Origin of the sequence: Candidatus Spongiisocius sp., assembly GCF_965221825.1 — a bacterium.
In the GTDB taxonomy this organism is placed as follows: domain Bacteria; phylum Actinomycetota; class Acidimicrobiia; order Spongiisociales; family Spongiisociaceae; genus Spongiisocius.
Map to the genome: position 1 here is coordinate 2285614 of NZ_OZ244917.1, position 14087 is coordinate 2299700.

15 protein-coding genes and 1 tRNA gene are annotated in these 14087 nt (G+C 68.1%); 8 read left to right on the forward strand and 8 right to left on the reverse strand.

Going from position 1 to position 14087, the window contains the following annotated elements:
- Nucleotides 1-3: 3 nt before the first annotated feature.
- Complete coding sequence (locus ACOQPD_RS10750; RefSeq protein ID WP_420611952.1) at nucleotides 4-249, reverse strand: WhiB family transcriptional regulator; 246 nt, start codon at nucleotides 247-249, stop codon at nucleotides 4-6.
- A 174-nt stretch (nucleotides 250-423) separates the two neighbouring features.
- Nucleotides 424-1662, reverse strand: coding sequence for an NfeD family protein (locus ACOQPD_RS10755; protein ID WP_420611953.1), 1239 nt, complete (start codon nucleotides 1660-1662; stop codon nucleotides 424-426).
- A 126-nt stretch (nucleotides 1663-1788) separates the two neighbouring features.
- On the opposite strand from ACOQPD_RS10755, the gene ACOQPD_RS10760 reads away from it, so the two are divergent.
- The 3 genes from ACOQPD_RS10760 (at nucleotide 1789) to ACOQPD_RS10770 (ending at nucleotide 3575) form a co-directional block, all read left to right on the forward strand.
- A complete protein-coding gene (locus tag ACOQPD_RS10760; protein WP_420611954.1) occupies nucleotides 1789-2145 on the forward strand; it encodes a response regulator in 357 nt (118 codons plus the stop codon).
- Between the two features lie 28 nt (nucleotides 2146-2173).
- Nucleotides 2174-3448 carry a hemolysin family protein gene (locus ACOQPD_RS10765; RefSeq protein WP_420611955.1) on the forward strand — a complete coding sequence of 425 codons (1275 nt, stop codon included), beginning with the start codon at nucleotides 2174-2176 and terminating at the stop codon, nucleotides 3446-3448.
- 53 nt (nucleotides 3449-3501) lie between these two features.
- A tRNA-Pro gene (locus tag ACOQPD_RS10770) sits at nucleotides 3502-3575 on the forward strand.
- A 53-nt stretch (nucleotides 3576-3628) separates the two neighbouring features.
- Here ACOQPD_RS10770 and ACOQPD_RS10775 read toward each other — a convergent pair.
- The 4 genes from ACOQPD_RS10775 to ACOQPD_RS10790 form a co-directional block, all read right to left on the reverse strand.
- Complete coding sequence (locus tag ACOQPD_RS10775) at nucleotides 3629-4078, reverse strand: DUF488 family protein (RefSeq protein WP_420611956.1); 450 nt, start codon at nucleotides 4076-4078, stop codon at nucleotides 3629-3631.
- Between the two features lie 305 nt (nucleotides 4079-4383).
- Nucleotides 4384-5169 carry a class II aldolase/adducin family protein gene (locus ACOQPD_RS10780; protein WP_420611957.1) on the reverse strand — a complete coding sequence of 262 codons (786 nt, stop codon included), beginning with the start codon at nucleotides 5167-5169 and terminating at the stop codon, nucleotides 4384-4386.
- Between the two features lie 41 nt (nucleotides 5170-5210).
- Nucleotides 5211-6227, reverse strand: coding sequence for an aspartate-semialdehyde dehydrogenase (locus ACOQPD_RS10785; protein WP_420611958.1), 1017 nt, complete (start codon nucleotides 6225-6227; stop codon nucleotides 5211-5213).
- Nucleotides 6220-7458, reverse strand: a complete 1239-nt coding sequence (locus ACOQPD_RS10790) for an aspartate kinase (protein ID WP_420611959.1) — start codon at nucleotides 7456-7458, stop codon at nucleotides 6220-6222. Before ACOQPD_RS10790 ends, ACOQPD_RS10785 begins: the two co-directional genes overlap by 8 nt.
- A gap of 98 nt (nucleotides 7459-7556) precedes the next feature.
- On the opposite strand from ACOQPD_RS10790, the gene ACOQPD_RS10795 reads away from it, so the two are divergent.
- From ACOQPD_RS10795 to murJ, 3 genes are all read left to right on the forward strand, one after another.
- On the forward strand, nucleotides 7557-7793 hold the full coding sequence (locus ACOQPD_RS10795; RefSeq protein ID WP_420611960.1) for a hypothetical protein: 237 nt from the start codon (nucleotides 7557-7559) through the stop codon (nucleotides 7791-7793).
- A gap of 434 nt (nucleotides 7794-8227) precedes the next feature.
- The gene (locus tag ACOQPD_RS10800) at nucleotides 8228-9073 is read left to right on the forward strand and encodes a PHP domain-containing protein (protein ID WP_420611961.1); all 846 of its coding nucleotides are present in this window, start codon (nucleotides 8228-8230) and stop codon (nucleotides 9071-9073) included.
- A gap of 3 nt (nucleotides 9074-9076) precedes the next feature.
- Nucleotides 9077-10636 (forward strand): murein biosynthesis integral membrane protein MurJ, encoded by a 1560-nt coding sequence (murJ, locus tag ACOQPD_RS10805; RefSeq protein ID WP_420611962.1) that lies wholly within the window; start codon nucleotides 9077-9079, stop codon nucleotides 10634-10636.
- Here murJ and ACOQPD_RS10810 read toward each other — a convergent pair.
- Both ACOQPD_RS10810 and mce read right to left on the reverse strand, forming a co-directional pair.
- A complete protein-coding gene (locus ACOQPD_RS10810; RefSeq protein ID WP_420611963.1) occupies nucleotides 10584-10859 on the reverse strand; it encodes a hypothetical protein in 276 nt (91 codons plus the stop codon). The genes murJ and ACOQPD_RS10810 overlap by 53 nt on opposite strands.
- Nucleotides 10856-11263, reverse strand: coding sequence for a methylmalonyl-CoA epimerase (mce, locus tag ACOQPD_RS10815; protein WP_420611964.1), 408 nt, complete (start codon nucleotides 11261-11263; stop codon nucleotides 10856-10858). Before mce ends, ACOQPD_RS10810 begins: the two co-directional genes overlap by 4 nt.
- 90 nt (nucleotides 11264-11353) lie before the next feature.
- Between mce and ACOQPD_RS10820 the strand changes: the two genes are divergently transcribed.
- Entirely contained in the window at nucleotides 11354-12499 is a 1146-nt protein-coding gene (locus tag ACOQPD_RS10820; protein WP_420611965.1) for a 6-phosphofructokinase, read from the forward strand.
- Nucleotides 12500-12523: 24 nt separating this feature from the next.
- Nucleotides 12524-13507 (forward strand): NADPH:quinone oxidoreductase family protein, encoded by a 984-nt coding sequence (locus ACOQPD_RS10825; protein ID WP_420611966.1) that lies wholly within the window; start codon nucleotides 12524-12526, stop codon nucleotides 13505-13507.
- Nucleotides 13508-14087: the final 580 nt, after the last annotated feature.

A 14087-nucleotide genomic window follows, 5' to 3' on the forward strand; every position in this document is an offset into this window, starting at 1 on the left:
GGGTCAGACCGTGAGCAGCTCCCGCCGCTCCGACTCCGTATGTCCGCCCCAGATCCCGAACGGCTCGCGGATGCTGAGGGCGTATTCAAGGCAATCCTGCTTGACCGAGCAGGCATTGCATACCGCCCGGGCTCTGACTTCCCTCCGCTCCCGGTCGTCTTTCCTCTCGAAGGTGCTCGGAGGGAAGAAGAGATGTGAGTAGTTATTGCGACATCGCGCGTGGAGATGCCATGAGTCGTCGTAGTCCATGCGTGGACCGCCTCCTACTCCGCCTGAGTTGTACCTGGAAACGTACCAGTGGAACACCCGGCTGGTAAGGGGTGTTTTTCGCGCTCTACACCTCGAGGAGTAATGACCAGTGATCGGTAATCAGCAATCTGTGGCCGATATAATCGAAGATAACCAGCAGATGACAGCCAGCAGCTAAGCCGGATCCACCTCCAGGATCGGGCCGTCGACCCCTCGCACCACCACCGGATCGCCCGGACCGAGACCCGCTTCTCGATGGGCGGTGGCCTGCCACCGGGCACCCTCCACCTCCACGACCCCGTCGGGATCGAAGCGGGTGACGGCCAGGCCCGACCGGCCGATCAGGTGGCGGCGGCCCATGGTGGGGGTGGAGAAGCGAGCCCGAGCCACGGTGCGGATGCCTATCACGTAGAAGGCGGTCACCGAGACCGTGATGACCGTCACGATCCACCACGAGGGTCGGATCTGCGGAGCGGCGTCGGTGAGGTAAAGGCCGCTCACCAGCATCGCCAGGGCGCCCAGGGCGGTCAGCGGCCCGGCCCTACCCCGCTGGAAGTCGGCTGTGAGGAACCAGATCGCGGCCAGGGCCAGCCCGACAGCCCAGCCGCGGAGCGGGAGCACCGCCAGGCCGTAGCCGCTGATCAGCAACATGAAGGCCGCCACGCCGGCTGCGATGCCGGGCCCGAGGGCGTAGAACTCGAACACCGCCACCGCCAACCCGGCCACCAGGAAGAAGAAGGCCGCCTCCACGCCGGTGGCGAGCTGCAGCAGCCTCACCCCGATGGAGGGTTCGTAGAAGACCGTCTCGATGGAGGCGGAGCCGTCCCCGGTGGGGCGCACCGTTCGGAGGGTTACGAGCTCGCCCCGGACGTCGACGGTCCGGCCGTCCAGTTCCACCATGAGGTTGCTGATCGAAGGCGCCACGATCTCCACGAGTCCCTCGGTGGGCTCGGCGACCGTGAAGGCGGACCCGGCGAGGCCTTCGAGCGGTCCGGGTCGGACCGGGTGGTGCGGGCCGCCGGCGACGACCGGCTGCGCGTACCCGATCCGCGCTCCGGGAGCGGCTGCCTTGATGGGGGCGGCGGCCAGCAGGTGAGCGGCCCCGCCGAAGGCCGAGGCCGGCGCCGGCCCCACCCACACCACCAGCGGTAGGGGCGGGTCGGCGATCCGGGCCGCCAACTGCGGCAGGCCGCCGGAGAGCGTGGCGCGGGAGTCGAGCTGGATGATGGCGGCGGTAGCGCCTCCCCGAGCGGCGGCCTCCACCCGGTCCGAGACGAAATCGAGCGCCGGACGGTCCAGGTTGCCACTGATCTCGATGATCTCGATGTGCCCTCCCGGCTCGTCCCCGATGGCCGGGCTTCCGAGGACCAGAAGGACAGAGGCGATGAGAAGGAGGGGGATGATGCGGGCCATCGTGGGGAGGGTACCGAAATGTCCGGCGAGCCCGACACTCGCCGACGAAACCCCAGGTCGAGGCATCGCGGGCCAACCCATCCCCGTCCGTTTCGGCACCCTCCCCGACTCGCTACAGTTCAGGACGTGAGAGTTCTGCTCGTGTCCGACGCCTCCTGGGTGCGGAACCAGGTGCGCGCCGCCCTGAGCGGATCGGCCGAGATCGTGGAGGTCACCGACCCCTATCAGGTGGAGACCGCCGCAGTCGGCACCGACCTGTCGATCGTGGACATGCAGGTCGGCTCCATGGGGGGAATGGCGATCACCCGCGCTCTCAAGGCCATCTCGCCCGGCACGGGGCCGATCGTGTTGCTCCTCGACCGCCAGGCGGACGCCTTCATCGCCAAGCGGTCCGGCGCCGATGGGTGGCTGGCCAAGCCGTTCAGCGCCCAGGCGCTGAGGAGGACGCTGGCTGATGTGGCTCCTATAGGAGCCACCGGCTGACCGGACGATCGTCGCTCCCGGTGTCCGGATGACCGACACGTACCAGTTGACACTGTGGGTCGTCTTCTCCCTGTGTCTCGTGGCGTCCGGGTTCCTGTCGGGTAGCGAGACCGCGCTGACCGCCATAGCCAGGGAGCGGGTCCAGCAACTGGCGGCCACGGGCAGGCGCGGGAGGCGGCTCGAAGGCCTGGTCAACGACCTCGAAGGCTCGATCGGCACCATCCTCGTCGCCAACAACTTCGTCAACATCCTGGCCACGTCGGTGGCGACCGCGCTGGCATTCCAGCTGGTGGGCGAGACATGGGGCACGATCCTGTCGACCGTGGTGGTGACCATTCTGGTGCTCGTGATCGGGGAGGTAACTCCCAAGACGCTGGCGGCGCGCTTCCCGGAGCGGTACGGGATGGCGGTGGCCGTGGCGGTGTGGGCCCTGGCGGTTGCGCTCAGACCCATTGCCGGGGTGTTCATAGGCCTCGGGCAGGGGGTTCTCCGGCTGCTCCGCCTTCCCGCCCGCGACGATCCGGGCATCACGTCGGCCGATGTGCGGGCGCTGGCCGTGCTCGGGGAGCGAGGCGGCGAGATCGAGCCCGGGGAGCGGGAGATCATCGAGCGCCTGTTCGAGACGGCCGACCAGCCGGTCCGCGATGTGATGACGCCGCGGGTCGACATCATGACCCTGACCCTGCCGGTTACCTCGTCCGACGTTCGGGAGGCGGTGGCCAGGACGGCCCACTCCCGGTTCCCGGTGGTCGGCGAGGAGGGAAACCCGGATTCGATCCGGGGGATTCTCTACGCCAAGGACGTGCTCAGCCACACCGAGGAGCTGGATGGACACCGGACTTCGGGCCTGCTCAGGACCCCCTACTACGCGCCGGAGAGCGCCTCGGTGATGCGGGTGCTTGAGGATCTGCGCGTCCGGAGGATCGGCTTCGCGATCGTCACCGACGAGTACGGAGGGGTGGACGGGCTGGTGACGATCAAGGACCTGGTGGGGGAACTGGTGGGCGATCTCCAGGACGAGTACGACCCTCGGGTTCCCACCATCCTGCCGATCGGGCGGCAGGTATGGCTGGCGGATGGCCGGACCCCCATCGACGAATTCGAGGATGTGACCGGCACCGAGGTCGAGGACGGACCCTATTCCACCGTGGCCGGGCTGTTCCTGAGCCTGTTCGGGCACATACCCAAGGAGGGCGACCACACCAACCACGAGGGGCTCCGGCTCACGGTGTTGACCATGGACCGCCGCCGCGTCTCGAGAATCAGGGTGGACGCGACGGGGAGGGCCGACCCTCCCGTGTAGCGGCGAACGGGGTACCCGCCCAGCAGGGGACAGGTTATGCTTGTTGCCCCGCACGGGCAGTGGCGCAGCTTGGTAGCGCGCTTCGTTCGGGACGAAGAGGTCGTGGGTTCAAATCCCGCCTGCCCGACCGGTCAACGACCACCGCTCAACTCTCGAAGCCCAGCGGGCGTAGAGACCCTGTTACACAGCCCTGACATGGAGATCGGGATATTCTTGCTGCGCCATCTCGAGGATGCAGGAGCGATGGCACTCGGAATGTTCGCGCTCGTAGCACAGGAGGGCTATCCGTGTATCTCGGGCAAGGTTGATGACACTCCCGTATGACGTGGATGCCCCATTCTGGAGATGCTGTACATACCGATCCCTGGCCGACTGGAGGCCGCGGCGGAAAGGATCGCGGTTCTCCTTGGGGTTGCCCAGCGATCGTTCGTGGCGATAAGCGATCCCAACTTCATCAAGCGCCTTGGTCAGGGCTGTCTTTGAGAACCCCCGCTTGCGGGAGATAGGGTTCAAACGGACGTCTACCAGCACATCAACCCGGTTGGCGCTCAGCATCTCCACGAACTCCTCGATGCTGCGCCTCTCGTAACCGACGGAGACAACTTCAAAGACTCGATGGTGAGCGGTCAACACTGCAATATCAACCTTAGCACTGCATGAATCGGTGGAATAGCTTGCCGAATCCTCGAGTCACCGATGATATCGGGATCAAGACGGTGGGCGGATTGTCGAGGCAGATCGCGACACCGGCCTGTCCAGTGGCCAACGGGCCTGCTTGAGTCATGAGGGAGGGCTCGTGGACACAGAGTGTCCGGCCGGGCTAGAGCCCAGCTCTCGTCAAGGCCCCTTTAGTCAGCGGCTCCATTAATAAAGTTTTACCCCGATTCCTTTACTAAGAACGGGAGTTTGTTAAGCCGCCTTTATCTAGGCCCGTGCTACTCGACGGCTCCGGCGGGCAGCTTGGACGCCACCGCGTACTCGAATACGTAGAGGGCGCTCGACATGTGGCCGATCTCTCGCGCCGCGATCGCAGCCGCCTCGTCGCTGATCGGCCGGGCATCGGGGGCCTTGACGTGGACTTCGGCCACCCGCTCCAGCATCAGGAACCAGCCGATCGCCTCCTCGACCGAGGCGCCCACGGTGACCGGCCCATGATTGCGCAGCAGCACTGCCTTGGCGTCACCCAGCGTGGCGGCGATCTTCTTGCCGGTGTCGAAGTCGGAGACCTGGACCTCCTCGCCTTCGTATACCTCGTGGTCGTCGAAGAAGGCGGTGGCCTCCTGGCAGATCATCCGGAAGCCTTCCATGTTGGCCGCCCAGGGCGTGGCGTACGGAGTGTGGGTGTGGGCCACCGCCACCGCCTCGGGACGAGCTTCGTGGATGGGAGCGTGGATGTAGTAGGCGGTCATGTTGATCGAGCCGCCGCCCTCCTCCACCCGCCCTTCCGTACCGACCAGCACCAGGTCGTCGAGGGTGGTGCGGTGGAACGGGACCCCGTGGCGGATCAGCCACATCGCGTCGGTACGTTCCGGATCCCGCGCCGTGATGTGCCCGTCTCCCAGCGACCCCCATCCGAACGCGCCGAAGAGGCGGTATGAGGTGACCAGCATCCGCTTCCGGTGGGCGCGCAGTTCCTCGACGGAAGCGAATCCGGGTTCGGCGCCGGCCGCCGCTCCGTCTGATTCGAGGCCGGATAGCCAAGCGGGGTAGGTACTCGTCATCCCGTCACAGGTTACCCGTTACCCGAGGATTACGGTCTTTCTCAGACGAGCAGCTCGGCGATCTCGACCGCGTTCAGCGCTGCCCCCTTGCGCAGGTTGTCTCCGACCACCCACACGCTGACTCCGCCGGGCGTGCCGATGGTGGGACGGATACGGCACGCCAGCACCGGATCCTTGCCCGCCGAGTCCAGCGGCGTGGCCACCCGGTCGTCGCTCCATAGTTCGACGCCCGGCGCGTCCGCGAGCACCCGCCGGGCGGCGTCGGCATCGACCGGCGAGTCGAACCACATCGATGCAGAGATGCCGTGACCAACCATGACCGGCACCCGGACGCAGGTCGGTTCCACCTCGATGCGGTCTCGTTCGAGGATCTTGCGGGTCTCGTTGACCAGCTTCCATTCCTCATCGGTGTGACCGGCATCGGTGATCGCCCCGGCTATCGGCAGCACGTTGAAGGCGATGGGGCGCTGGAACGGATCGGTCTCGCCATGCTCCCATCCACCCTGCACCAGCACCTCACGGCGGTCGCCGAGGTCGATCACCTGTTGCCAGAGGGTGTCCATCCCGGTCATCCCGGCCCCCGAAACCGACTGGTAGGACATGGCCACCATACGGGCCAGCCCGGCGTAGTGATGGAGCGGCCCGGCGGCCATCATCAGCGTCATGGTGGTGCAGTTCGGGTTGGCGATGATCCCGTCATTGTCGGCCACCGCGTGGTCGTTGACGCCCGCCACCACCAGCGGAACCTCCGGCGCCATGCGGAAGGCGGAGGAATTGTCGATCACCACCGCTCCGCGGTCCACGAAGGCCGGAGCGAACTCCCGGCTCCTTCCGGCGCCGGCGGAGAAGAGGGCGATGTCGATCCCCGAAGGGTCGGCGGACGACAGGTCCTCCACCGTGATGTCGCCCCAGCGGGTGGTGACAACCCGGCCGGCCGAACGAGCCGACGCCATGAGACGCAGCGCCGAGAGCGGGAAGTCCCGTTCCTCAAGGATCTCGATCATGGTGCGGCCCACCGCTCCGGTGGCGCCGACCACTGCTACTTGTGGATCAGGCATCGGCGCCGACCTCCGCTGCGATCACGGGCGGGTCGAACTCGGCGTGCAGCGCCCGTACCGCGTCCGGCACCGAGTCTCGATTCACCACGCACGAGATCCGGATCGGGGAGGTGGAGATCATCTCGATGTTGATGGCGGCGTCGCCCAGGGCGCGGAACACTCGGGCCGCCACCCCGTGGGTGGATCTCATCCCGGCCCCGACCAGCGACACCTTGCCCACGTTGGCATCCACCGAGGAGCCCGAGGCCTCCAACTCCACGACCAGTTCGGCGGTGGCCCGGCGGGCGATGTCGACGTGGGCTTCCGGGACCGTGAAGCTGAGGTCGGTGCATCCGTCCTCACCCACGTTCTGGACAATCATGTCCACGTTCACCCGGGCGCCTGCCAGCTTCTCGAAGATGGCCGCCGCCACGCCGGGCCGGTCCGGCACTCCGCGGAGGGTCACCTTCGCCTCCGAAGTGTCGTGCGCGATGCCGCTGATAATCGCTTCTTCCATCACCTTCTCCTTGACCCAGGTGCCCTCGTCCTCCACGAACGACGACCGCACGTGGATCGGAATGTTGAACTTTCTCCCCACCTCCACCGAGCGCGCCATCAGCACCCCGGCGCCCCCGGCGGCCAACTCGAGCATCTCGTCGAACGTGATCTCGCCGAGCTTGCGGGCGTCGGGCACCACCCGGGGATCGGCCGTGTACACGCCGTCCACATCGGTGTATATCTCGCACACCGCCGCTGAGTGGGCGGAGGCCAATGCCACCGCGGTGGCGTCGGAACCACCCCGGCCCAGCGTGGTTATTTCCTTCGAATCGGGATTCACGCCCTGAAATCCGGCCACGATCACCACCTGCCCGGCGGCGAGGCCCTCCCCCACCCGGGTCCCGCGTATCTCGGTGATTTTCGCCTCGCCGTGGGCCGAGTCGGTGAGAATCCCGGCCTGGGAACCGGTGAGGCTCAGCGCCGGAATTCCCTTGTCGTGGAGAGCCATGGCGAGGAGCGCCATGGAGATGCGCTCACCCGCCGTCAGCAGCATGTCCATCTCCCGGGCCGGTGGGCTGGCGCTCACCTGATGAGCGAGGGCGATCAGGTCGTCGGTCTGCCGGCCCATCGCCGAGACCACCACCACGACGTCGTTGCCGGAGCGCTTGGTGCGAGCCACCCGGCGGGCGACGCGCTCGATGCGTTCCGAGTCGGCTACTGACGAGCCGCCGTACTTTTGGACAACCAGAGACATGGCAAGCAGTTCCAGGGAGAGGCGCGGGCGGGTCGCATTCTATTGTTCCGGCCGCGCCGGCGTGCCGTGGCGCGTCGGAGACCCTTACAATAGCCCCCATGGGGAGTGAGAAGAGAGCCCGGCAGAAGCAGAACCGCCAGGCCCGCCTTGAGGAGGAGCGCCGGCTCGCGCACCGGGCCAAGTGGCGGCGCCGCATCATCACGGGGCTGGTCGCGCTGGTCCTGGTCGTGGTGGTCTTCGTGGTCGGGAACCTGCTCACCGGCGGTGGTGACGCCGCCCCGTCGACCACCATCCCGATCGTCACCGACACCACCACCGCCACCGGCGCCGGATAGGCCGCCCCCACCCCTGTAGGTGGTCTCCGAAACCCGGACAGGCTCCGGGGCGTCGAGAACGCGAAAATCGCCCTCGCGCACCCTCCCCGGCGGGCCCATCCCCCAGCCACCACCTCCTTCGGTCCGAGCGCGTCCCGCCATCCCCTTACGGGTCCGCTCCCGATTGATCCCGGATCCGGCTCCCTCGACGTCGATTAGCAGAGAACCGGCGGTGCTTGTGACTGCCGTCCAGTATGCGAGGGGTCAGTGACACTTTCAACCCCCTTGTCCGGCTGCCGGGACCAGGCCACCACGACGGTCAGGTAACGGAGCCGCAAACCAGAGGACCCGGGATCAGGCTCGCAGCAGCCGGCACAGCCCCCAACTGCGTGCCACGACCGTCCGGCTCGCGCCCGGCGCCCGATCCGAGGAATCGGGGTTAGCCTCATCTCCGGATGGCCGTCGATCTTCATGCTCACTCCACCGCCTCCGACGGAAGCGAGAGCCCGGCTGCGGTCGTGGGGCTGGCCGTCCGGGCCGGTCTCTCCGCGGTCGCCCTGACCGACCATGACACGCTCGACGGCATCCAGGAGGCGCGCGCCGCGGCGGGCAAGGCCGGAATCGAGCTCGTCCCCGGGGCGGAGGTGGCCTGTGAATGGGATCGCGGCGGGCTCCACATCGTGGTGCTGTTCCTCGAGCCGGGACCGGGTCCGCTCCAGGATCGGCTCGCGGAGTTCCGGGCCGGCCGGAACCGCCGCAACCGGGCGATCGCCCGGCGTCTGGACGAGATCGGGGTCGACATCGACTACGAGGAGGTGCTCGCCCGGGCGGGGGACGGAAGCGTCGGCCGGCCCCACTTCGCGGCGCTCCTGGTCGCCAAGGGATACGTTCCCGACATCCCCGCCGCATTCAGGGAATACCTCGGGTCGAGCGGCGTCGCCTATGCCACCCGTCCGCTGCTCCCGCCCGAGGAGGCCATCCGGCTGGCGCGCCGCTCCGGCGGAGTGCCCGTCGTGGCGCATCCCCATACGTTGGGGCTGAACACGGCCGACGAGTATGCGGCCGCCTTCCGGCGCCTGGCCGGTTACGGCCTGGTGGGCGTGGAGTGCCATTACGGCGAGTACCCGGCGGAGACCCGCCGGCAAATGGAGGAGACGGTCCGGTCGTTCGGCCTCCTCCCGTCGGGCGGGTCGGACTTCCACGGGTCCTACAAGCCCGGCCAGCTGGTGGGGGTCGGACGGGGTGATCTGGCGGTCCCCGACCGGTTCCTGGAGGATCTTCGGGCCGCCCGGGACGGCTGAAGCATGCGCTGGCCGACCGGCGGGATCGCCCGGGCCGCCTCGGTGGTCGCCATCGGGATCCTGGTGTCCCGCATCCTGGGATTCACCCGCAACGTGGTCCTGGCCAACCGGCTGGGCGACAGCCCGGCCGCCGATGCCTACGAGGCCGCCTTCATCATCCCCGACTTCCTCAACTACCTGCTTGCCGGGGGCTTCCTGGCCATCACGTTCATCCCCATTCTCAGCAGGTATCGGGCAAGAGGCGACGACGCCGGGGCCCGGACCGCCTTCAACGCGGTGCTGGGGCCGGTGGCGCTGCTCATCATCGGCCTGACCGTCGCGGCGGCTCTGGCCGCCGACCTGGTGGTGGGGTGGCTCTTCGGATCGGGTGACCGTCTCGACGCCACGCAGCTGGCCGAGGTGGCCCGCCTCACCAGGCTGGTGCTGCCGGCGCAGGTCTTCTTCGTGCTGGGCGGGCTGTTCACCGCGGTCCAGTACGCCCACGGGCGGTTCCTGGTCCCGACTCTGGCTCCGATCATCTACAACCTCGGAATCATCGTGGGTGGCGTGGTGGGAACATCGTCCGGCGAGGCTTCGGCCACGGGCTTCATCGTCGGCGCGGTGGCCGGAGCTTCGATCGGCAACTTCGCGGTCCAGTGGTGGGGAGCCGCCCGGGCGGGCTTCCGGGTGCGCATGACGGTCCCCGACTTCCGGCATCCCGCCTTCCGCGAATACCTGGTGCTGGCATTCCCGCTGATGTTGGGCCAGTCGATCGTGGTGCTCGACGAGTCCATCGGCAAGGTGGTGGCGGCAGCGGCGTCGGACGGGTCGATCTTCGGCCTGAACCTGGCCCGGCGGGTCAACATGTTGCCGGTGGGCGTGATCGCCCAGGCCGCCGGCGTGGCCGCCTTCCCGTTCCTCGCCCGCCTGGTCGCGGAGGGTCGCGGCGCCGAGATGCGGGAGTCGATGGGCCGCACCATCCGCACGGTGCTGTTCGCGTCGGGCGGAGCGGTGGCGGCCGTGGTGGCGGTCAGCCTTCCCGCCGTCCGGGTCGCCTTCCAGCACGGAGCGTTCAGCGAGAACGGCACGGTGCTGGTGGCGGCGGCCCTGGTCGGATACTCGCTGGGCATTCCGGCCTGGGGCATCCACCAGCTGTTCGCCCGGAGCTTCTACGCACACCGCCAGATGTGGGTTCCGGTCATCGCCGGGACCGCCTGGGTGCTACCCGCCATACCCCTGTACTTTCTCGGGTTCCGGATCGGAGGGATCCCCGGCATCGCAGTGGCCGCCTCGTTCGCCGTCACCGGTCACGCACTGACCCTTTGGCTGCTGTGGCGCCGTTTCCACAGCGGCGAGGGCTTGGAGGGGATGGTGCGGACGGTCGGCCAGGTGATGCTGGGCACGCTGGTCGCAGGAGCAGCCGGTTGGCTGACCGCCACGGCGATAACCGGAGGGCAGGTGCCGGGCATGTCGACCGGCGTGCTGGCCACGCTGGCCGGAGGGGTGGTGGCGGCGGTGGCCTACCTGGCCACTACGTACGCGGTCGGCTCCGCCGAGGCGCGCTCGGTCGTTCGGCGCCGTTGATCCGGGTGCCGGCTGCGGGCCTGGGCCGGTGGTAGGGGTGATTCCATTCGGCCATGGTCCAGTTGGGGAAGCGCAGCGCCGCGGCGGGCGTGCCGTTGCGGCGTTCCACCGCCAGGGCGTGCTGGAGCACGGCGGCGATCACCGCCGCTTCGTAAGGTCCGGCGGCGTCGCCCTCGATGCGGAACTTCACCCCGGCGCGATGGGACGAGCCGTTGATGGTCATGTAGGTAGTTCGACCAGTTCCACGAGGGTTTGGTTTCCACCTTTCGGATGAACGAAGGCGATCCGGGTGCCGCGGCCGCCGATTCGGGGGGTCTCGTCCACCAGGCGGGCGCCTTCCGCCTTGAGGTGGGCGAGGGCCGCCTCTATGTCCACCACCGCGAACGCCAGGTGATGCATCCCCTCGCCCCGGCGCTCCAGGAAGCGGCCCACCGGGGTGTCGGGGTCCAAGGGCGCGATCAGCTGGACAAAGGATCCGCCCACCGGGAGCATGGCCTCCTCGACCCCCTGGTCCTCCACCACCTCCCGGTACAGGGGCTCTATCCCGTAACGCCGCCGGTAATCCTCCAGCGTCCGGTCGAGGTCACGGACCGCGATCGCCACATGGTCGAGGTTGAGAAGCTTCACGGCGGAGAGCGTAACCCGGTGGCCGGTGCGATCTGCATTCCGTTAGCGTGACCGGGATAATGGAGCAGTCGCCGCCGACCGGGAGGCAGAATGCGTATCGGAATCCTGACCGGCGGGGGTGACGTCCCGGGACTCAATCCGGCCATCAAGTCCTTCACCAACCGGATGGACGAGGCGGGCCATTCCGTCCTGGGGCTGCGCCGAGGGTGGGGAGCGATGCTCGGTATCGACCCCGACGATCCCGACACGATCTCCGCCCACACCATGCCGCTCGATCCGGCGGCGGTGCGCACCATCGACCGGGCCGGCGGGACCATCCTGCACTCGAGCCGCACCAACCCGGGCCGGGTGGGCGACGGGAGCCTGCCCCCCTTCATCACCCCCACAGAACCCGAGGCCCCCTACGACCTGACCGATCACGCCGTGCGGGTGATCGAGCGGCTGGGCCTTGACGCGCTGGTGGCGATCGGAGGCGACGACACCCTCTCCTACGCCCTGCGGATGCACGACGAGGGCGTCCCGGTGGTGGCCATTCCCAAAACGATGGACAACGACGTGCCGGGAACCGACTACTGCATCGGCTTCTCCACCGCCGTCACCCGCTCGGTGAGGTTCATCAACGACCTGCGGAGCGCGGTAGGGAGCCATGAGCGGCTGGCCGTGGTCGAGTTGTTCGGCCGCTATTCGGGGGAGACCAGTCTGATATCCGGCTACCTGGCCTCCGCCGACCGCACCCTGATCGCCGAAGTGCCGTTCGACATCGAGCGGCTGGCCGGCATGGTGGTCGCCGACCGGGCGGCCAACCCGAACCGCTACGCCGTGGTGGTGGTGTCCGAAGGCGCCACGATGACGGGTGGAGAGCGGGTGGAGAGCGGCGCCGCCGACGCCTACGGCCACCGCAAGCTGGGCGGGATAGGCGAGACGACCGGCAACCTCATCAAGCGGATGACGGGCATCGGCATCATGAACCAGCGGGTCGGGTACCTGATGCGAAGCGGTCCGCCGGACGTGCTGGACCTGATGGTGGGGGCCAACTACGGCACCATGGCGGCCGAGATGCTGCTGGCCGGGGCCAGCGGGGACATGGTGGCGATCCGCCGGGGCGTCTACACCGCCACCGGTCTTGAGGTGCTGGCGGAAGGCGCCCGCAGGGTCGACGTGGAGGCCTTCTATGACGCCGAGGCCTACCGGCCCAGGGTGCGCGCTCTGGCCGGCAAGCCGATGTTCCTCTACTGACCGGGGTCGTGAGGTAGTAGGCGGATGAAGGCCCAAGTAGTCCACGAGTTGGGTGACTACCGGAATCTGAGCTACGAGGAGGTGGACGACCCGGTGCCGGGACCCGGCGAGGTTCTGATCGGGGTCGAGGCCGTCGGACTCAACTTCCCGGACATCCTGGTGATCGCCGGCCTGTACCAGGACCGGCCCGAGTTGCCGTTCGTGGCCGGAGCGGAGGCGGCGGGTCGGGTGCTGGCCATCGGGGACGGGGTCACGCAGGTGTCGGTGGGCGATCGGGCCTTCGGCTACAAACTCCTGGTCGGGGCCATGGCGGAGCAGTTCGTGGCGCCCGCCGACCAGGTGTTCCGCCTGCCCGAGGAGGTGACGATGGAGCAGGGCGCCTGCCTGTCGGTCACCTACGGCACCGGCTACCACGCCCTGGTCGATCGAGCCCGTTTGGAGCCCGGCGAGACGGTACTGATCACCGGCGCCACGGGCGGGGTGGGCTCGGCGGGCATCCAGGTCGCCAAGGCGCTGGGAGCCCGGGTCATCGCGGCGGTCGGGACGGACGCCAAGGCCGAGACGGCCGTGTCGCTGGGCGCCGATGATGTGATCGTCTACACCACCGAGTCCCTCAAGGAGCGCACCAAGGAACTGACCGGTGGTCGGGGCGCGGACGTCATCTACGACCCGGTGGGCGGGGACACCTTCCTGGAGTGCCTGCGCTGCATCAACTGGGAGGGCCGGATCCTGGTGGCGGGCTTCACGTCCGGCCGGATCCCCAAGGCCCCGATGAACCTCCCCCTGCTCAAGGGATGCTCGATCGTAGGGGTGTTCTGGGGCGCCTTCGGAGAGCGGGAGCCGCACGCCAATCGGGCCAACTTCGCCCGCCTCGTCGACTGGACCGCCAAAGGGATCATCGACCCTCGAATCAGCGCCCGCTTCCCCCTGGAGTCAGCCGTGGAGGCGCTCGCCACCATCGCCAACCGGGAAGCCACCGGCAAGGTCGTGCTGATCCCCGCCCCCTAGCCGCCCCCCGCGGTCCAGGGACGCCACGGCGAACCTCAGGTTGAGGGCGCGCTGTACTGCGTTCTCTGCCTAAAGAATCCGCCCACACCCGTACGGCCGGCGAACCTGAGGTTGAGGGCGCGCTGTACTGCGTTCTCTGCCTAAAGAATCCGCCCACACCCGTACGGCTGGCGAACCTGAGGTTGAGGGCGCGCTGTACTGCGTTCTCTGCCTAAAGAATCCGCCCACACCCGTACGGCCGGCAACCGAGACGCACTGAAGCCCAAGGTCGCGAAAACTGGTGCTCTGCACCGGGCCCCGCCCCCGCCACCACCCATCCTGTTGGAGCGGGGTAGGCCGCGCCCGGCCGGCTGCCGGGCGGTTCGGCCCTCGCTCCATAAGCTGTCATGTTCCCCTGGACCCGGCCGCTCCGATCGGGCTTCCTCGTCGGCCGGTGTAGGTGCTTGGCGATAGGCAACATATAGCAAGGGTGTGACGCTTTCAACCCCCTTTTTCAAGAACGCGAAAAAATCCCCAGGGGGGCGGCGGAGCATTCACAATCGAACCGGATCGTTTTGGGGCGGGTGCCGGATGATGCGAT